Origin of the sequence: Aquiflexum gelatinilyticum (assembly GCF_024813435.1) — a bacterium.
GTDB lineage: Bacteria > Bacteroidota > Bacteroidia > Cytophagales > Cyclobacteriaceae > Cognataquiflexum > Cognataquiflexum gelatinilyticum.
In genome coordinates this window covers 120,187-140,022 of record NZ_JANAEZ010000004.1, presented here as the reverse complement: position 1 = coordinate 140,022, position 19,836 = coordinate 120,187, and the positions used below count along the sequence as shown (strand labels likewise).

At 41.4% G+C, this 19,836-nt stretch carries 18 protein-coding genes; 8 read left to right on the top strand and 10 right to left on the bottom strand.

Annotated features, from left to right (window positions below):
• Nucleotides 1–194: 194 nt before the first annotated feature.
• Genes NK987_RS11015 through NK987_RS11005 form a run of 3 tightly spaced genes read right to left on the bottom strand, consistent with a single transcriptional unit; the run spans nt 195 to nt 4,949 of the window.
• Nucleotides 195–2,081, bottom strand: a complete 1,887-nt coding sequence (locus NK987_RS11015; RefSeq protein ID WP_259263889.1) for a 6-phosphogluconolactonase — start codon at nt 2,079–2,081, stop codon at nt 195–197.
• A gap of 17 nt (nt 2,082–2,098) precedes the next feature.
• A complete protein-coding gene (locus NK987_RS11010; RefSeq protein ID WP_259263888.1) occupies nt 2,099–3,565 on the bottom strand; it encodes a sodium:solute symporter family protein in 1,467 nt (488 codons plus the stop codon).
• A gap of 31 nt (nt 3,566–3,596) precedes the next feature.
• The gene (locus tag NK987_RS11005; RefSeq protein ID WP_259263887.1) at nt 3,597–4,949 is read right to left on the bottom strand and encodes a Gfo/Idh/MocA family protein; all 1,353 of its coding nucleotides are present in this window, start codon (nt 4,947–4,949) and stop codon (nt 3,597–3,599) included.
• 370 nt (nt 4,950–5,319) lie between these two features.
• Here NK987_RS11005 and NK987_RS11000 point away from each other — a divergent pair, with 370 nt between their 5' ends.
• Complete coding sequence (locus NK987_RS11000) at nt 5,320–6,633, top strand: Gfo/Idh/MocA family protein (RefSeq protein WP_259263886.1); 1,314 nt, start codon at nt 5,320–5,322, stop codon at nt 6,631–6,633.
• 62 nt (nt 6,634–6,695) lie between these two features.
• On the top strand, nt 6,696–7,457 hold the full coding sequence (locus tag NK987_RS10995; RefSeq protein WP_259263885.1) for a 3-keto-disaccharide hydrolase: 762 nt from the start codon (nt 6,696–6,698) through the stop codon (nt 7,455–7,457).
• Nucleotides 7,458–7,470: 13 nt separating this feature from the next.
• Here the strand turns inward: NK987_RS10995 and NK987_RS10990 are convergent, their stop codons facing one another.
• Nucleotides 7,471–8,517 (bottom strand): twin-arginine translocation signal domain-containing protein, encoded by a 1,047-nt coding sequence (locus tag NK987_RS10990; protein ID WP_259263884.1) that lies wholly within the window; start codon nt 8,515–8,517, stop codon nt 7,471–7,473.
• Nucleotides 8,518–8,668: 151 nt separating this feature from the next.
• Between NK987_RS10990 and NK987_RS10985 the strand changes: the two genes are divergently transcribed.
• Nucleotides 8,669–9,508 carry a sugar phosphate isomerase/epimerase family protein gene (locus NK987_RS10985; protein WP_259263883.1) on the top strand — a complete coding sequence of 280 codons (840 nt, stop codon included), beginning with the start codon at nt 8,669–8,671 and terminating at the stop codon, nt 9,506–9,508.
• Nucleotides 9,509–9,584: 76 nt separating this feature from the next.
• On the opposite strand, the gene pyrF is transcribed toward NK987_RS10985, so the two are convergent.
• The 6 genes from pyrF to NK987_RS10955 all read right to left on the bottom strand — a co-directional run bounded on the left by pyrF (nt 9,585) and on the right by NK987_RS10955 (nt 16,270).
• A complete protein-coding gene (pyrF, locus tag NK987_RS10980) occupies nt 9,585–10,403 on the bottom strand; it encodes an orotidine-5'-phosphate decarboxylase (RefSeq protein ID WP_259263882.1) in 819 nt (272 codons plus the stop codon).
• 40 nt (nt 10,404–10,443) lie between these two features.
• Entirely contained in the window at nt 10,444–11,097 is a 654-nt protein-coding gene (gene lolA1, locus NK987_RS10975; protein WP_259263881.1) for an outer membrane lipoprotein periplasmic chaperone LolA1, read from the bottom strand.
• Nucleotides 11,098–11,143: 46 nt separating this feature from the next.
• Entirely contained in the window at nt 11,144–13,606 is a 2,463-nt protein-coding gene (locus tag NK987_RS10970; protein ID WP_259263880.1) for an FtsK/SpoIIIE family DNA translocase, read from the bottom strand.
• 133 nt (nt 13,607–13,739) lie between these two features.
• Complete coding sequence (locus tag NK987_RS10965) at nt 13,740–14,789, bottom strand: quinone-dependent dihydroorotate dehydrogenase (RefSeq protein WP_259263879.1); 1,050 nt, start codon at nt 14,787–14,789, stop codon at nt 13,740–13,742.
• Nucleotides 14,790–14,856: 67 nt separating this feature from the next.
• Nucleotides 14,857–15,786, bottom strand: coding sequence for a site-specific tyrosine recombinase XerD (gene xerD / locus NK987_RS10960; protein WP_420841179.1), 930 nt, complete (start codon nt 15,784–15,786; stop codon nt 14,857–14,859).
• Between the two features lie 277 nt (nt 15,787–16,063).
• Nucleotides 16,064–16,270 carry an addiction module protein gene (locus NK987_RS10955; RefSeq protein WP_113925062.1) on the bottom strand — a complete coding sequence of 69 codons (207 nt, stop codon included), beginning with the start codon at nt 16,268–16,270 and terminating at the stop codon, nt 16,064–16,066.
• 116 nt (nt 16,271–16,386) lie between these two features.
• On the opposite strand from NK987_RS10955, the gene aroQ reads away from it, so the two are divergent.
• The 5 genes from aroQ (at nt 16,387) to NK987_RS10930 (ending at nt 19,755) form a co-directional block, all read left to right on the top strand.
• The gene (gene aroQ / locus NK987_RS10950) at nt 16,387–16,806 is read left to right on the top strand and encodes a type II 3-dehydroquinate dehydratase (RefSeq protein WP_259263878.1); all 420 of its coding nucleotides are present in this window, start codon (nt 16,387–16,389) and stop codon (nt 16,804–16,806) included.
• Between the two features lie 6 nt (nt 16,807–16,812).
• Nucleotides 16,813–17,868, top strand: a complete 1,056-nt coding sequence (locus NK987_RS10945) for an aminotransferase class V-fold PLP-dependent enzyme (RefSeq protein WP_259263877.1) — start codon at nt 16,813–16,815, stop codon at nt 17,866–17,868.
• A 4-nt stretch (nt 17,869–17,872) separates the two neighbouring features.
• Complete coding sequence (locus tag NK987_RS10940) at nt 17,873–18,457, top strand: MarC family protein (RefSeq protein ID WP_259263876.1); 585 nt, start codon at nt 17,873–17,875, stop codon at nt 18,455–18,457.
• Nucleotides 18,458–18,516: 59 nt separating this feature from the next.
• A complete protein-coding gene (gene rnhA, locus NK987_RS10935) occupies nt 18,517–18,969 on the top strand; it encodes a ribonuclease HI (RefSeq protein ID WP_258424964.1) in 453 nt (150 codons plus the stop codon).
• Between the two features lie 69 nt (nt 18,970–19,038).
• Complete coding sequence (locus tag NK987_RS10930; RefSeq protein WP_259263875.1) at nt 19,039–19,755, top strand: tRNA1(Val) (adenine(37)-N6)-methyltransferase; 717 nt, start codon at nt 19,039–19,041, stop codon at nt 19,753–19,755.
• The last annotated feature ends 81 nt before the right edge of the window (nt 19,756–19,836 follow it).

Sequence of the window (19,836 nt, the reverse complement as noted above, 5' to 3'; positions counted from 1 at the left end):
TCAAGGTAAAATTTGGTCTTTACCTTGACCAGTTTTCTTTCCAAATATGGAATTCAGCCGGAGAAACTCTGAAACGAGCAAAACTTCCCTCATGAACGCCGAGCAATTCGGACTCCATATGCAACATTATTTTTTTATTCGCGACAAATATATTTCGCGAACATAATTTTTATGTCGCAAAAGGTCTATTTACATCAGAAATTGAAAACCTCTCCGTTCTTAACGACTTTATGGATTTTAATTTTTCCGCCGTCTCGGAGTTTGAAAAATACGAGGTCGGTCTTGGTATTTGGTTTTTGAATACCGATTTCTAAATAAGCCGCCGGTATGACCGAGGCCATTTTCCAAGCCATAGAAAGATCAACTAACTTTTTTTCGATCAGGTATTCCATGCCTTCAAGGAGTGTTTTGCTTGCTCCTGCCAATAATCCATTGCCGTTTTTCAAGGATAATTTTCCATTTGGTGATAGGATTACTTTATCTCCAATATGGGTGTTGTATTCTCCGGGAGGCATTCCGCAAAACTTTGTTGCATCACTCACCAAAAAAACTTTTTCTCCTTTAACCTTTAAAACCACTTTCAAAAATGAATCCGGCACATGAAATCCGTCTGCGATCAAACTTGCATGAAGTTGATCCAAGGCGAGTTGATCCCAAAGGATATTGGGATGACGCGGAAGCACCAGCGGAACGGCATTTCCAAGATGGGTTGAAAGGATTGCGCCTGCTTCTACTCCTTTTTCCAAATCCTCCAAGGTGGCATTGCTATGTCCAATGGCTATTTTTATTCCATTGTCGCAACATTTTTTGATGAATGAAAAAGCATTTTCCAACTCAGGCGCCATTGTGATGAGCTTGATTCTTCCACCGGATGCATCCTGAAATTTGCTTACTAAATCCCAATTTGGTTTTTGGATATATTTAGAATTATGGGCTCCTTTCGCCCCCTCTTCCGAAGAAATAAAAGGACCTTCCAAGTGAATCCCTCCGATGCATGCAGCAATCAAGGGATTATTATCACAGGCTTTTTTGAAGGTGGATAAAATGGAGATGATGACTTGATCTTCGTTGGTAATCAGGGTTGGAAAAAAGGTGGTGACTCCTTTGCTCAACAAAAAGTGTGTGGCACTTTCGATATCCGACACAGAGAGTTTTGGATCATTGAAATCAATCCCATTTACGCCGTTTACCTGTAAATCCACCAAACCGGGCCCAATAAAAAAATGGTCATTCAATTGATTTTTGGATGGTTTGACGCTTGTGGTTATAAAATTCCCACTTGAATTGAAAACAGCCAGCTTTCCGGTCAGGCAATCAACCTCGATAGTTTCATCTTTTTCATTCGGTTCCAATTTTTCAGGATAAGCGTGGATATCCGTAAAGAGATGGCAATTTGCGTGGATTCTCAAAATCGATGCCGGGCATTGGGTTTCGATCGGACCTGAGATGGTGTCGGTGACAGCTTGTCTTTTGTTTTTTCCGGGAACTACACAGCAGATATAAGCCGTGTCAAGCAGTGCGGTAATTGTCAGTGTCAAAGCATGACTTGGTACCTCTTCCAAAGTTGAAAAGCAACCATCATTGACCTGTTGCTGCCTGCAAACCGGGTCTAGCGCTACCATTTTCACTGTTTTGGAATCATTGAAATCTGCCACAGGAGGATCATTGAAGGCAATGTGCCCGTTTTCACCGATTCCCATGCAGACCAAGTCAATAGGAGCCTGATGGAGCAAAGAAGCATAGCGGTCACATTCTTCCTCCGGATTTTTGTTGCCATCGATGAGATTTATTTTCCCGAAAGGGAACTTGTCAAACAGTTTTTCTTTAAGAAAATTGGAAAAAAGAGCAGGTGAATCCTTGCTTAAACCCACATATTCATCCATATGAAAGGCGGTTACTTTTTCCCAAGGTATTTTTGAAGAAGTACTTAAAGCTGCTAAAAATTCATTTTGTGAAGGAGCTGCTGCAAAAACAATTCTCACGTTTTCTTTTTCTTCCAAAACATACAATATCCTTTCTTCTACTGCTTTTGAAGCAGCCTCGCCCATTTCTTTTCTTGAATCGAATACATTGATTTCCATGATTTCTGATGGGTTTTTTATTCTTTACTGATGTCCTGAAGCATTGCTTTTACTTTGTCGGGAACAGTTCGGATTTGGGCTAGTCCAATGAATATATATACCAAGGTGGAGACTATCAGGGGAAGGCTTACTTGCAAGGCCAAGCTGCTGATTTCAATATTCTTGGTGATGATGAAGGTAAGAAGGCCTGCAAAAATGGAACTGATGGCTGCGACTGGACCGCAAGATTTGAAAGCCGGTATAACCCCAAAGAGCATCGGGACGGCAATCGGGCCTACCAAAGCCCCAAACCAGGTAATGATCAAGCCGAGAATTCCACCAAAATATTCATATTGAAGGGCGACAATGATAGTCAGCAGGGTAAATATGAAAGTCGTAACCCTCGCCGTGAGCAATGAAATTTTATCTAAGCTGAATTTTTTGGAAATGTTTGGCAGAATATCTCTCGTGATCACGGCAGAAATGGTATTGATATCCGAGGAAGTCATGGACATCGTATTGGCAAAAAGAGACGCAATCACCAATCCAACCAAACCCGAGGGTAAAAGCAAAAGGGTCAGTTGACCATAAGATTGGCTAGGATCTGCCAAATCAGGAAGTAAAATAGGTGCCGCCCACATCGGAAAAAACAAGATTAAGGGCCAAATCAAATATAACCAACCTGATAGCCTCGCTGCTTTGGTAGCCTGTGATTCTGAAGGGGAAGAAATATACCGGGTTGCAAGATTCCATTGACCACCATTGTATGACAAAAAATTAATGAACAAAAATGCAAGGGCAAAACCTACACCATAAGGGTCATTAAACGGTTGGCTGTTTTCAGAAGGCAATTTTTCCCACATCGTTAAAATGCTTTCCGGTCCATCTAGATTGTAAAGCACTGCGAAGAACATAACTAGTCCTCCCAAAAGTTGAATGATAAATTGCGCAAAGTCAGTCATCACTACCGCCCACAATCCTCCAAAGGTGATGTACAAAAGAGAAATTCCTCCTGATATCAAAATACCGATCGGAAGACTGATGCCGGTAAAAACATTGAGCAAAATGGCAATAGAGGCCCATTTGGCTCCGATATCGAATAGTTTTAATATTACGCCGCTCCAAGCCATGATCTGTTGGGTGAGGATATTGTAGCGTCGGGCAAGGAATTCAAGGGGGGATTGGATATGGAATTTTTTGCGGAGCCTTACCCACCGCACGGGAAATATTTTGGCACTGGCCAAAATTGTCAAGCCAATCGTAAATGCCCACCAAACATATATTGTAAATCCATGGGTATACGCAATGGCGGCATAGGCAACGAAAACCGCCCCACTATATCCCGAGACGTGGTGGGAAATTCCTGAAAGCCACCAAGGTAAATTTCCTCCTGCGACAAAATAATCGTCAGCGTTTTTATTTCGGAAATAGGAGTAAACCCCGATCACCAACATCAGGAGAAAAAACAGGGTGATTACAATCAGGTCAAGAGAAGTAAGCTTCATGGTCGGTTGGAGGAGGAGTAGGGAATTGGGTTTACACTTTTGGTTCCCACCCAGGTTGATAATCCCTTCCCCAATATTTCATCGCTTCTTTGCTACCGATAATGTGGCCGTTTTTAGGATCCACGTTCAGTGTTTCACCGCATCTTTGTGCAATATTCCCCAATTGGACCAAGAGTGTACTCGTCTGTCCCCCGATAATTTCTGCAGCTAGTGGAGTTCCTTTTTTGATTCCGTCAAACATGTTTTGGATATGGATGGCGTCGAGTTCTTGGGTTGGGTCGGAAAGATTTCTCGCATCCACAGGCCGGTCGTATTTCACTTCCTTTACGAGTTTGTTTTTTAAGTCATAAATGGAGTAAGCATTGCCACCTCCAATATTAACAGAACCCTCTTCCCCGTAGAAAATCACGCCTACACTCGATCCTTCATTGTTGATACCGTTGCAGCTTCTTCCTTCCCAACTTATCATACTTTTATTTTCAAATTCCAGATTGATCATTTGGGTATCTGGGGTTTCCCAATCGTCCTGATAGCGGTACCTTCCTCCCGCGGAGGTAACTTTTGTCGGAAATTCCACACCCAATCCCCATCTCGCCAAATCGACCATATGGGTGCCATTGTTCAATGCTTCGCCGGTTCCCCAATTCCAGAACCAATGCCAATTGTAATGGATGATATTGTCTCTAAATTCTTCTCTTGGGGCCGGACCTTGCCATAAGTCATAATCCAAGTGGGCTGGGACTACCGTTTTTTTACCGATTCCAATAGGCCCGCGGTTGTTGGTATACCAGGTTTTGGCATAATATGGTCTTCCGATAGTACCATCATGGACTTCTTTGATGGCTGCAGCCACGTTGGGCCATGACCTTCTTTGGTTACCCATTTGGATCAGCCTTTTGTACCTGGCAGCAGCTTGGAGCAATATTTCCCCTTCGTTGGGATTATGGCTGGAAGGCTTTTCCAGGTAAACATCCTTTCCTGCTTTGCATGCGAGAATGGCTGCGGGCGCGTGCCAATGGTCTGGAGCTGCAATCACCAACACGTCTACATCCTTGTCTTCCAGGCTTTTTCTAAAATCAGGAGTAGCTTTGGGATTGGAGTTCTGGATTTTGGCTACTGCATTCATGCATTTATCTGCGGCCAATTGATCCACGTCGCAGATATGGATAACCTCTGCATTTGGTTGGTTTGCAAAATTCTGTGCCAAGGCATTTCCGCGGCTGTTCACTCCCATCACTGAAACCTTGATTCTTTCATTGGCTCCAAGGATTTTTCCGTAGCTTTTTGGACTGAAAGCTGGAAGTACTCCTCCAATTGAAAATACCGCAGTACCTGCGATGGATTTTTTGAGAAAATCTCTCCTGGAATCTTTGGAAGTTGTCATGTTACGTAGTGGTGGGTTAAAGTGATTTTTGAAGAAATGACCCGGGAATCATTTCTCCATCATTTACAATATATTGATTAATACTTCGCAGATAAAGATTTTTTACGGGACAGGTTAATTCATGTAATTCCCAACTTTCACTTTTATTTCAATGGCTGCTTTAATGAGCCTTCAGTCATTTTTTTTCCAACTGCCATCCGTCCAAAACTCCAAGGAGTCATGGTTTATTGAAGGATTTTAATTGGAGAGCTCCACCAAAAAACCGATTTTTTTGAATTAGTGGATAGATATTGTATTTTACTGATAATTAATAGATTGAAAAGATTAAAATGTATTTTCATTTACAGACCCAAAATAAAACAGCATTTATATGTCAGATAAAATTTATTCGGACGAAAAAAAAGACAGGAGGGAATTCCTAAAATCCGCAGGTACTGCTTTGATTGGAAGTGCCGCTCTCCCTTTTGTATTTCAGGTCAATCCTGCTTTTGCCATGAAAAACAATTCCCTCAAAGTGGGCTTGATAGGCTGTGGAGGTAGGGGAACCGGAGCGGCACTGCAGGCTCTGAAAGCAGATACTGACGCAGTTCTGACCTCTATGGGAGATATTTTTCCTGATTATCTGGATGAATCTTATCAGGCACTTTTTGAAGCAAATCCCAATCAAGTCAAAGTGGGTAAAGAAAACCGTTTTGTTGGATTTGATGCCTACAAGAAAGTCATAGAATCTGACGTGGATGTGGTTATCCTTACTACTCCTCCTGCATTCAGGCCGGGTCATTTTAAAGCTGCTATTGAGGCCGGAAAACATGTTTTTTGCGAAAAGCCCGTCGCTGTGGATGCTCCCGGTGTTCGGAGTGTTTTGGAAACTGCCAAACTAGCCAAGTCCAAAAATCTCTCCGTGGTTTCAGGATTCACTTTCCGGTATGATTTTCCCAAAAGGGCTCTTTTTGAAAGAATCAATAATGGTGACATCGGTGAAGTAGCTTCCGTGCTTACGGTAAGAAATGGTGGAGGATTGTGGTATAAAGACAGGAAACCTGAGTGGAAAGAAATGGAATACCAATTGAGAAACTGGTATTACTATGATTGGCTTTCGGGTGATTATATCGTAGAGATGATGGTCCACAGCCTTGACATGATGTCATGGGCTTTTGGAGACAAACTTCCAGTCAAAGCCACTGGGTCAGGTGGCAGACAATCCAGAACCGAAGAAAAATACGGGAATATCTATGACCATTTTGCCATAGAATATGAATATGAAAACGGAGCAAAAGGAATCCATTTCAGCAGGCAGCAACAAGGTGCTTCCAATATCAATAAAGCGGAAATCATGGGAAGAAATGGAAATGCCATCGTAGACATCGGAAGGCAAATCCATCGAATAGAAGGTCAAAATTCTTGGAGCTATGAAGGTGAAAAAAACAATCCCTATGAAACCCAACATGAGGAATTGTTTGCGGCAATAAGGTCAGGGAAGTCTATCAACGAAGGTGACCTGATGGCAAACAGTACAATGTTGGCGGTTTTGGGGAGAATGGTCGGCTACAGCGGGCAAACCATCGGATGGCAAGAAGCGCTCAATTCCTCTCAATCCTTAGGACCTAAATTGGAAGAATATGATTGGGATCTGACATGGCCTGTTCCTGAGGTGGCCATCCCGGGAAAGACCAAGTTTTTTTGATCAATCTTTCCATCCTCAATAGATTTCCTTTCTAAAAACCCTTTCCAAAAAATTTACTCCAAATGAAAATCCTGAGACCATTATCCATCGGCTTTTTTCTATTTCTACTGACAAATTTCCCAAGTTTTTGTCAGGAATATCTTTTTGAGTTTGGGAAATCAAGGGAGTTAGAAGCCCTCGTTTCCGATCAGTCACCAAAAGAAACTTCATTGAAATGGTACAATGTCAATACAGAAAAAGACACCTGGTATTTTGATGGACAGGAATTGGTGTGTAGGGGATTGCCTATCGGAGTGATCCGGTCCGAAAAGCAATATGAAAACTTCATCATGCATATAGAATGGAAGCACATGGAACTTGGAGGAAACTCAGGGACTTTTGTTTGGAGCAGTGCTGTCCCCGGAGAGCAGAGGTTGCCCGATGGTGTCGAGGTGCAGATGCTGGAATTGGACTGGGTAAACCAAAATAAAAAAGATGGCGTCTTGCCTCCAATCGCCTACGTTCATGGCGAATTGTTTGGCGTGGGCGGAGTGACTACTGTACCTGATAACCCTCGGGGAACCCGAAGTAAATCCATTGAAAACCGATGCTTGGGAAGAGGGGAGTGGAATACTTATGTTGTCATTTGTGTAGATGGCGTCATCAAACTTTCCGTAAATGGTAAGTTTGTCAATGGCATCAGACAATCAAGTCAAAAGAAAGGATACATCTGTCTGGAATCTGAAGGCGCTCCGATTCATTTCAGAAACCTGAAAATTACCGAATTGCCTTCAGGAGTCATCTCAGCCGAACAGATCGCCCCTCTTTTGACCTCTGGAAATTAAAAGACCTGAAAGATTATACCCGCGTCAGTTTGATGGGGTAACTTTTTGCCGCATTCCATTGGCAGACGTATATATTTTCGTCTTGATCAATGCATACATCGTGGCAGTGTTTGAAAATTGGTTCTTTTTGAATCATCAATTGGAGCTCTCCGTCAATGTATTTTGGTTGGGTACCTCCAGGATTTGAGACTACTTTATTGTTTTCATCCAAAATGGTTACAAAACCAGAATTGTCCATTAGCTCCAGGTATTTGGATCTGGACCAGCAAACCCCTGCATAGAGATTTTTACCATGAATAACAGGACGGCAAACAAAAGCCCCAGGAAGAAAAAGTGTTTCTAAATATTCACCTTCCATAGTAAATCTTTTAAATGAATTATGACCACGGGATGTACAAAGTAGGGTAGGGGTTCCTCCTTTTCTTTGGTCGACGGCTATTCCATGGACAGTTTTGAATTGAGCATCACCATGTCCGTCACCGCCAAACATCCTGATAAAATTTCCTTTGCTGTCATATTGCAGCACATATTGTGAACCATAACCATCAGTAATATACAGGTCGCCGTTTGGCGCGACGACCGTTTCGGTTGGGGTGTAGCGCATCCCTTCTTTATAGATTCCCTGACTTGTCGGCTTAGGTATTTCTGTGATTATCTTTCCTTTCAGATCAGTTTTGATGACCCTGCCGCCATTGTCTACAATCCATAAAAATTCTTCTCCACCTTCATTGACGAGGCTCAGGCCATGCGCAGATCCCAATCCCAAAGTCCACGAATCGAGGTATTTTCCCGACTGGTCATAAATGATGATGTTGTTTTTTGCCTCATCAGTTACCATCATCAGTCTGCCTTTTTTGTCCATGACCATTTCGTGGCAATTGACCACAGGATATTTGGCAGGATCGAGGTTTCCCCAAGAGGTGTTTACTTTATATTTGAAATCACCGTGACCAATAATAGTGTCAGGTGTTGATGCAAATGAGAAGGAAGTTGGTATCGCCATTGCGGCACCTGCCAAAGCGGATTGCTTTAAAAATTGTCGTCTGGAGAGATCTATCATGGGTTTTTGTGTTTTGGAAAAGTAATTTAGTAAAGTATCCCAAAAATCACATTTTGTTTTTCTTGGATGGTAAAATTTCCATCGGTCAAATTGTTGGATGGTAATTAAATCAAGATTAATTATATTCCATCAAATAATCCCAATAAGACCTATGAAAAACCTCTTTCTTAAATTATTCAGTTTAGCAATTGTGATTTTGGTATCGGTACAAGTACAGGCCCAAGAGATCGCATTGCAGATGTACAGCCTGCGCAATGAAATGAAAACCGATGTAAAAGGTACGCATGCTCTTATTCCCAAAATGGGAATAAATTTCATTGAAGGCGGGGGAACTTACGGCATGAGTCAGGATGAGTACAAGACCTTTATTTCAGGACTTGGTATTTCCGTTGTTGCTGTAGGGGCAGATTACAAGCAATTGCAGGAGAATCCTCAGGCCGTCATTGACAATGCAAAAGCTTATGGTGCGAAATACGCCACCTGTTTTTGGATTCCCCACACTTCCGGAAAATTCAGCATCAAGGAGACACAGGAAGCCGTGGAGCTGTTCAACAAGGCAGGAAAAATCCTGAAGGACGCAGGCATTACCTTATGTTATCATCCTCACGGATATGAATTTACTCCCCACGGTGATGGCGTATTGTTTGATGAATTGATCAAGAATGCCAAAAATTATGAATTCAACATGGATGTTTTTTGGGTTCAAATGGGTGGAGGCGATCCTTTGGCAATCATGAAAAAGTACCCTGATAAATTCCCTTTGCTCCACTTGAAAGACAGGGCAAAAGGAACCCCGGGAAGTTCAGATGGCAAGGGTGACGTGGAAACAAATGTGGTGTTGGGAACGGGAGATATCGATATCAAAGGACTGATCAAACAGGCCCAAAAGTCAGGAACGAAATACCTGATTCTTGAGGATGAGTCTTCGAGGTCGGTTCAGCAAATCCCTCAAAGTGTGGCCTATATCAAAAAAGTGATGGCCGAGAAATAAAGCAAATGGTTGAAATAAAAAAAGCCATGGAAACTTCTATATGTTCCCATGGCTTTTTTTATGGTTTGATATTTACCTAGTAGCAATATTGGTTAAGTAAAACTTCCATTTCCCCTTGTAGCTTTTTAGCCTCTTTTCTGACCTCAGTTCCAAAATCAGGACCTTTTCCTGCATAAATGATTCCTCTCGAAGAGTTGACCAATAGTCCGCAACGGCTGTTCATTCCATATTTGGCCACATCTTCCAGACTTCCACCTTGGGCTCCAACTCCCGGGACAAGAAAGAAATGTTCAGGGACAATTTTTCTTACTTCACCGATTTTTTCTCCCCGTGTGGCCCCGACTACATACATCATATTGTCAGGATTGCCCCATTTACTGCTTTTCTCCAAGACTTCTTGGTAGACAGGTTTTCCGTTTTTCAATTCAGAAAACTGGAAATCCAGGCTTCCCTCATTGGAAGTCAATGCCAATAAAATAACCCATTTGTTTTCGTAAGAAAGAAATGGGCTGACGCTGTCGATGCCCATATAAGGCGCGACGGTGATCGAATCAAAATCCATGGTTTCAAAAAATGCCTTGGCGTAAAGGCCGGAGGTATTTCCGATATCGCCACGTTTGGCATCTGCAATGCTAAAAATATTTTTAGGGATATAATCCAAGGTCTTCTGCAGACTTTCCCAACCTTTTGGACCCAATGCCTCATAGAAGGCAATATTGGGTTTGTAGGCTACCGCAAAGTCTGCAGTCTGATCAATAATCTGCTTGTTGAATTCAAAAATAGGATCTGCCTCTTTTTGAAGATGGTTAGGGATTTTACTGAGGTCCGTGTCAAGACCTACGCACAAAAACGATTGCTTGATTTTGATTTGTTCAAATAGTTCCTGTCGGGTCATTTGGAAATGTTTTTCCCAAAAGTAGGGATAAAAATCAAAATCAGCGGAGGTCGATTATTTCCACCTTTCCGTATTTCTGCGGATTGAAAGTGAAATAGTCATCAGTCAGTTCCGCATTGGTATTGACTGATTTGAATTTGTATTTGAAAATTCCTCCTTGGTCATCATAGATTTCCCAACTGATGAGGTCTTTTTTGTTTTTATCAACAAAAAGTTTTACCCGTTTAAAAGGCGCGTTTGATTTTTCTGCAGTCAGTTCAATTTCTTGGATGACAATACCGCCTTCTGTTTTTTCGCCGATCAACCTGTAATTGAATCCTTTTTGGTAAATGTTGTAAACCGAAGAAGGTGTCAGTTCATTCTCCATATCAGAGGCATTGTTGATCGTCACCTCTTTGTAATTGTCTGTTGCAATGTAGGTCCAGACAGTTTTTCCATTATTAAAAATCTCCTGCTCGGGTAATTTTAGATGGTATTTGTCTCCTTTGATAGCAATCTCACCGCTTTGGTTTTGGACCCGGCTATCAGAAACATCCGAATAAGAAAAGTCAAAGCTTGCTTTAAGACCTTTGATGGAGGCATATTTTTGACTTACGCCATCCAAAATCGCTTTGGCTTTAGGATCTTTTGTCTGCGAAAAGCCGACAGATAGGATGAAAAAGAAAAGAATGAAGGAGAATGTGATTTGTTTCATTTTGGTTAGTAGGAATATATTTTTTCCAGCATTTTAATCCGGATTTTTACAGATTGTTCAATAACCGTTCCAAACTTGCCTCATCCTGAATCAGCACCTCTCTGGCTTTGCTGCCTTCAAAGGGGCCAACAATCCCGGCAGCTTCAAGTTGGTCCACTATCCTGCCGGCACGGTTATAGCCAAGTTTTAGTTTTCTTTGAATCAAAGAAGTACTTCCTTGCTGATGCAAAACAATCAGTCTTGCCGCATCGTCAAATAACGGATCCCTATCAGACAAATCAATATCAGATAGACTTCCTTCACCTTCTTCACCGACAAACTCGGGCAATAAATAGGCATCTGGATAGCCTTTTTGGGCTCCGATCCAATCGCAGATAGAATCGACCTCGGGCGTATCCAAAAATGCGCATTGAATTCTTGTCACGTCTGATCCCTGTGAAAGCAACATGTCTCCCATACCGATCAATTGCTCGGCACCTCCGGCATCGAGGATAGTTCGGCTATCGATTTTGGAAGTCACACGGAAGGATAATCTCGCAGGAAAGTTTGCCTTGATAATACCTGTGATGACATTGACAGATGGCCTTTGTGTTGCGACTACCAAATGAATACCGATGGCTCTTGCAAGTTGGGCGAGTCTGGCTATAGGTGCTTCGATTTCTTTCCCCGCAGTCATCATCAGATCCGCCAATTCATCTATCACCAAGACGATATATGGCATAAATTTATGGCCTTTTTCAGGACTGAGTTTTCTCGCTACAAATTTCGCATTGTATTCTTTAAGGTTTCTACATCCGGCATCTTTGAGCAAATCATACCTGTTGTCCATCTCAATACAGAGAGAGTTCAGCGTATAAATCACCTTTTTGGTATCTGTGATGATGGCTTCATCAGTTCCGGGAAGCTTCGCTAGGAAATGTCTTTCAATTTTATTGAAAAGGGTCAATTCCACCTTTTTGGGATCGACGAGAACAAACTTTAATTGTGAAGGATGTTTTTTATACACCAAAGAAGCCAAAATCATATTCAGACCAACAGACTTTCCTTGACCTGTGGCACCTGCCATCAGTAAGTGAGGCATTTTTGCCAAGTCCATCACGAAGACTTCATTGGAGATGGTTTTGCCCAATGCAACAGGCAAATCTTTGTCGCTGTGCAAAAATTTCTCTGTTCCCAAAACCGCTTTGGCCGGAACCAATTCCCTGTTTTTGTTTGGAACTTCAATCCCGATAGTGCCTTTTCCAGGCATTGGGGCTATGATCCGTATTCCGAGTGCCGCCAAACTCAAGGCAATATCATCTTCCAGGTTTTTGATTTTGGAAATCTTTACTCCTGGGTCAGGGATAATTTCATATAGGGTGACAGTCGGGCCGATGGTGGCTTTGATTTCCTGTATTCCGATTTTGAAGTTGACCAGCGTCTCGACAATCTTGTTTTTGTTTTCCTCAAGTTCCTGTCTTGATACGGTCACTTTTTGGACGTCATATTCATTGAGCAGATCCAACGTCGGGTATTTATAATGGGGCAGATCCAAAGTCGGGTCATAGGGATCCAGGTTTTCTACCTCAAGTGCTGTCTTTTCCTCTTTGGGTTTGTTGATCGCAAATTTCTTTTCTTCAATCTTTTCATTGACCGGTTCGTCATCCAAAAGGTCATCCCCTTGAATATTGAAAACAGGTCCTTTTACCGGTAAAGCCTTTTCTTTTTCATCTGACTTGATTGTCCATGAACTTGCTTCTTCCTCCAAGTCTATTTCTTCCAGGTCATCCTCAAAGCCAATTTCATCTTTGGTTTCCTCCAACTCGTCCCTGAAGTCGGTTTTTGGCTCAGGACCGGCATTTTTGGTTTTTGATTTGTTAAAAATCGGATTAGATATCCAATCGAGTTGGTTGATATTGAAATAGAATATGATGAAAACCAAGAGGGAGCCAATGATCAAAATGATGGTTCCCCAACCTAAAAATTCATCTGCCAAAAGTCCGAGTTCAAATCCAAAACCACCGCTTATGTACCCCAATGTGCTGAACCCATCTGCTAACTGAACAAAATACCCTGTCACTAGCCCGATCCAAAATGCAAAAAACAACGCAAAGCCACTGTATCTGGAGAGGGAAATAAGGGATTTTTTGAAAGCCATTTTGAAACCCAGGAAAAACAGGTAGGGTGGAAGTAGGAATGCCGCCAATCCAAACCACCTCCTGATAAAGATGTCAGACATTTTGGCTCCAAAAAGCCCAAGCCAATTCCTTGCTTCAGAAGCCGTGGTCCTGATCCCTTCCTCCATTTCAGACACTACAAGACTTTGGTCAGCTTTGCCCGAAAAAATGTAACTCAAAAACGCAAAAAACAAAAAAACGGAAAAAGACATCAGAATGATTCCGATGGCAAGAGGTATCCTTTTATCCTTTGCAAAGGCCAAAGAAAATTTCCCCGAAGTGGATTCCTGGGCTTTGGGTTTGGTGTCACCTTTTTTTCTGAAAGTATTTGTTTTTGGGGTATCCGAAGCCATATTTTGTTTTTGCTGTCAATCTCCTAATTAATGGAAGATGGGCGAAATATACAGATTTCAAAACTAGGAGTTTTACAAATTCCTTAAACCATTTGTAAAGAATTAACTTTGATGTATTTAAAATCCGGGAATTTTATTTTGATCTGCCCTGCAAATACTTGACCAATCCTTTATTTATTTTTTTGATCAAACCTGGTCCCTCATAAATCATTCCTGTGTAAACCTGGACGAGGGAAGCGCCGGCCTCCAATTTATCGATGGCATCTTGGGCAGAGAAAATACCACCTACCCCGATAATGGGGAATGCTTTATTGGATTGACTGGAAAGGTATCTTATAACCTCAGTACTTCTTTTGGCAAGAACTTTTCCACTCACGCCACCTGCGCCCATGGCCTCTACCTTAGAAGTGCCAGTTTTTAATTGTGACCTGTCAATGGTGGTATTGGTCGCTATGACGCCATCTATTTCGGTTTCGATGACGATCTCAATGATATCATCCAATTGGCCTACGGTGAGGTCCGGGGCAATTTTCAGGAGTATGGGTTTTGGCCTTGATTTTCTGGAATTCGCCTCTTTGACAGCGATTAGAAGTTTTTTTAAAGGCTCTTTTTCTTGAAGTTCACGCAGGTTTGGCGTATTTGGTGAACTTACATTGACCACAAAATAATCCACATAAGGATGTAAAGCATGGAGACAATAAAGGTAATCGTCGGCTGCTTTTTCGTTTGGAGTCAGTTTGTTTTTTCCAATGTTCCCTCCGATGAGGACATCGGTTTTTACATCTTGGAGTCTTTTGATGGCTTCTTCCACGCCTCCGTTGTTAAATCCCATTCTATTGATCAGAGCCTCATCCTCAGGCAACCTGAATAACCGTGGCTGAGGATTGCCTTCCTGGGGTTTTGGAGTCAAGGTTCCGATTTCGATAAACCCAAACCCCAACATGGCCATTTCATCGATCAGTTTGGCATCTTTATCAAAGCCTGCAGCAAGACCGACAGGATTTTTGAAGTGAAGTCCAAATACCTCTTTTTCTAAAATAGGATTTTGGTAATCAAAAATGCCCTCAATGATGTTTTTGATGAGGGGTAGATTGAATGTTTTTTTTATCCAAGAAAAAGTAAAATAATGCGCGTCTTCCGGGTTTTTGACAAAAAGTATTGGTTTTAGCAAAGATTTATACACAATGATCGGGGTTTTTTCAATTCGCTAAATTAAGTGAATTGCTTGGGAAAAGGGAAGAAAATACAGCTTATTTCCTTGGATGAAACTCATTGAGTACCTGTCTCAGATAATCTCTGTCCAAATGGGTGTAAATCTCTGTTGTTGTGATGCTTTCATGGCCGAGCATTTCCTGGACAGCACGGAGATCGGCGCCGCCTTCGATCAAGTGAGTCGCAAAACTGTGCCTGAAGGTATGGGGACTCACATTTTTTTGAAGGCCAATGTTTTCGACCTGTTTTTTGATGATGAGAAAAATCATTACGCGGCTCAGTTTTTTGCCTCGACGATTTAGAAAAACATATTGTTCATGGCCTTTTGCCGGCTCAATGTCTTTCCTTTTTTCCTCCATATATAGCTTAAGGTATTTCAGCGCATCCCTGCCTATTGGGACAAGCCGTTCTTTATTTCCCTTTCCGATTACCCTGATAAATCCAATATCTGCATAGACGTTTCCGATCTTGAGATCAGTCAATTCTGATACTCTGAGTCCTGAGCTATACAAAACCTCAAGCATAGCCCGATTTCTATGACCTTCTGATTCTCCAAGTGGAATACTTTCTAGGATTTGGGTGATTTCCAGATAGCTGAGAGTGTCAGGGAGCTTTCTGCCTAGTTTGGGAGCCTCCAAAAGTTGTGCTGGGTCTTCCGAGATACGGTCCTCATACATCAGGTATTTAAAAAATGCCTTTAACCCTGAAATAATCCTTGCTTGAGTATATTCGGAGATTTCGAGTTCTGCGAGTCCATTCACAAAATACCGTAAATGCTGCAACTGTACCTCGGTCGGTCGGGTGTCGGGAAAATTCTTCACCATATACCTGCTCAGTTTTTCCATATCCTGCTGGTAGGCTAGTATGGAGTTTTGGCTTAGGGAGCGCTCTAGCTTAAGGTAATGTTGAAACTGACGTAGGGAAGCATCCCAATGGTTGGACATGGTATGGATTACTTGTTTTGCCATCTTTTAGGATCCAAAGATGTATGGAAAACAGCTAAAATGATAATTTCAGATTTGACAACGGTGTAATGAATTCAATATGGAAATTTTTCCAAAAACTTTATTCTGATTTTATGATAACGAACTTGGAATTGTAACGGGTTAAGCTTAATACTTGATATGGCGGTTTCAAAAAAGTCCCTAAATATAAGTCCTAAACCAAGTTTCTTATCCTCGTACCATAAAAAAATCTCTCTCAAATCGTCCTCTGCCTGTTGAGAGATTGATACTATATAGGTCATTATTTTTTAAAAATTTCCAATTTTGCCTCTTCCCAGTTTCTTTTTGAAGAAATTCCTTCTTCTAACAAAGTTAGTCTTTTGAGAACTTCTTCTTGTTGCCAATCGGGTATTTCAATTTCCTCAGAAATGCGGGCATAATCTAAGGATTGAATTAAAGTGATGAAATCATTTATTTTCTCGTTTTCTATTTCCAATGTTACTCTCATATTGAATTCATTTTCAAGCTAAATATAATTAATTACTTTTCTACTCGAACTATTCCCCATAAAAAACAAATCCTTCCTTAACTTTGAACTCAGATAACCACTAAACCTATTTTGCCTTGAAAATCATCATCATCAACGGTCCCAACCTCAATCTCTTGGGAAAAAGAGAACCTGAGATTTACGGGAGCACTTCTTTCGAAGAATTCTTTGACACGCTCAAAACCAAATTTTCCGAAATCGATCTCTCCTATTTCCAAAGTAATATTGAGGGAGAAATTATTGACAAGATCCATGAGGTAGGCTTTTCATATGATGCTATTTTACTCAATGCAGGAGGCTATACGCACACTTCGGTGGCCATTTCTGATGCGATAGCGGGAGTGAAAACCCCTGTCTTGGAAGTGCATATCTCGAACATCTACAAGCGCGAAGAGTTCCGCCACAAGAGTATCATCACAAAAGAATGTGTGGGCATGATTTCAGGCCTTGGACTCAAGGGCTATGAATTGGCTATCAGTTATTTTCTCAACAATTAATCCACCATGGTAACATTTGCTCCCGGACCTTCCAAAGTCTATGACAGTCTTCCAAAATACATGCAGGAAGCATACGAAAAAGGTATTTTGAGCGCCAATCACCGCTCAGCTGTTTTTATGAATCTCTATCAGGAAACAGAAACCCTGATGAGGGAAAAGCTTCACATGCCCGATGAATATAAACTTCTGTTTACGTCTTCTGCTACAGAAAATTGGGAAATTATTTCCCAATCCATAGTGCAGTCTGCAGGCTACCATATTTTCTCCGGTTCTTTTGGAAAGAAATGGTTCGAATATGCCAGGTATATCGAACCCAAAACTTTCGCCCATAAGCTTGGGGCTGACGAAACTGTCGATGTTGAATCTTTGCAACTCGGAGAGGAATTTGACCTGATCGCCATTACCCAAAACGAGACCTCTAATGCCACCCAGGTGAGGAATGAGACAATCGCTGCGATTGCCAACAAGTATCCCGAAAAAATGATCGCTGTAGATACGACTTCTTCCATGGCAGGAATCGAGCTCGATTTTACTTTGGCAGATATTTGGTATGCTTCAGTACAGAAATGCTTCGGACTTCCTGCAGGATTGGGGATTTTGATTGTTTCTCCCAAAGCCATTGCCAAAGCAAAAGACAAAGGGGAAAAAGGCAGGTACAACAGTCTGAATTTCATTTTGGAAAATGCAGAAATCTACCAGACCCATTATACCCCAAACGTTTTTGGAATATACCTGCTTTACCGTGTGCTGCAGGACATGCCGGAAATCCAGCATATCGACCAACAGACTCGAGACCGAATGAGGATACTCGAAGATACTATTGCAAATACGTCTAAGCTGAGGATGCTTATCCAAAATCCTGAAGCCCGAAGCAGTACAGTATTGGCTATTTCAGGAAAGGAGGAATTCATCTCAGAAATCAAAAAAGCTGCAGAAAAGGAAGGAATGCAGTTGGGAAGTGGATATGGTCCCCTGAAGCCGACCAGCTTCAGAATTGCCAATTTCCCGGCCATCAATGAGTCCGAATTTTCAAAGTTGGTGGATTTTCTAAAGAAATATTGACCGGATGTTTAATCTCAAAGAAATTTTCTCAGTTACACTGATTCTTTTTTCAGTGATTGATATTTTGGGATCAATTCCCATTGTCATCAATCTCAGAAAAAAAGTCGGCCATATCCAGTCCGGTAAAGCTACGATTGCTGCGGGGATTCTGATGATACTTTTTTTATTTTTTGGAGAGTCGATTTTGAAACTTTTCGGAATCGGAGTCGATGACTTTGCCATTGCGGGAGCATTAATAATCTTCGCGATTGGAGCTGAGATGATTTTGGGAATTGAGCTTTTCAAACCGGATCCTGAAGCCTCGACTACAAGCGCTTCCATTGTCCCGATTGCTTTTCCTCTAATAGCTGGTGCAGGTACCCTGACGACGATTTTGACCTTGAAAGCAGAATATACCCAAGTGAATATTGCCGTGGGGATGATCATCAACCTTGGGATAGTATATGCTGTTTTGAAAAGTACAAATTGGCTTGAAAGAAAATTGGGTAAGACAGGATTAGATGTTTTGAGGAGAATCTTTGGGATTATTCTCCTTTCGATTGCCATCAAGATTTTCAAAGGAGCGCTATTCACCGGAGAAATCGGTTGATTTTAAAAATTTTGACACGTTCATTCCATAGTATTTTATTGATTAGAGATTAAAAATAAATGATTTCAATTTTTACTGACGGAGCTGCGAAAGGAAATCCCGGTCCGGGGGGATATGGGGTGGTAATGAAATACAACCAACATCGGAAAGAACTTTCAGAGGGTTTTCGGTATACTACAAATAACCGAATGGAACTTTTGGCGGTCATCCGTGCACTTCAGGAGTTGAAAGTAAGAGACATTCCTGTTACCATATACTCTGACAGTAAATATGTTGTAGATGCTATTGAAAAGGGGTGGCTTTGGGGTTGGCAGAAAAAAGGATTTCAGGATAAAAAGAATCCCGATCTTTGGAAGCAATATATCCCTTTGCATGTCAAATATAAACCCAAATTGGTTTGGGTAAAGGGTCATGCGGGTCATCCTGAAAATGAACGCTGTGACCAATTGGCTGTTGCGGCGGCAGAAAAACCCAATCTTCCTCCAGATGAAGAATATGAAAGAGGAGGGTGATTCCTTCACCGTCCGATTCAGCAATTTCAACTTTAATTCCCTTGGTTTTTCTCCGCTTAATTTAAAATTATGAGCAATCCTACCCCATTTCGGTTCAAGCAATTTTCTGTCAATCACGACCGTTGTGCAATGAAGGTGGGTACAGATGCAGTCCTTTTAGGAAGCATATCAGGTTCGGGAAATCCAAAAAGTATTTTAGAAATAGGAGTAGGGACTGGAGTTGTTTCATTAATGTTGGCGCAGAGATTTCCTGAGGCAAGAATCACAGGAGTTGAAATAGACAGAGAAGCTTGGGAGCAAGCCTCTGAAAATGCTAGACAAAGTCCCTGGAAAGACAGGATTGACTTCGTACATATGTCATTTCAGGATTTTTGTGTGAACCAATCCCAAAAATATGATCTGATTGTCAGTAACCCTCCCTTTTTTCCAAACCACCTAAAATCCCTCGACCCAAAGCGAAATCTTGCTTTGCACAATGATACACTTTCCTTTGGGGAATTGGTTTCTGGCGTTATTTCCCTTTTTCATCCATTTTCTGAGTTTTGGGCCATTTTACCACCTGTACAAATGGAAGAATTGGAAAAATTAATGGTCTCAAAAGGGTTGAGAATCCATACAAGAACCTTTATAAAGGATAATCCCGCAAAAAATATTCTTAGGGTAATTTTGGGATTTTCATTTTTAAATCATGCTATGTATTCGAAAGACATTTCGATCAAAGATAAAAATGGAAATTATTCAAAAGATTATTCCGAATTACTCAAAGAATTTCTGATTATCTTTTAGTTTAAATTTAGCCCTAACAAGTAGATTTTTTTTTTTAAATCCAATATTGGTGTATTTTTAGCCCTGCATTAAGAATAATTT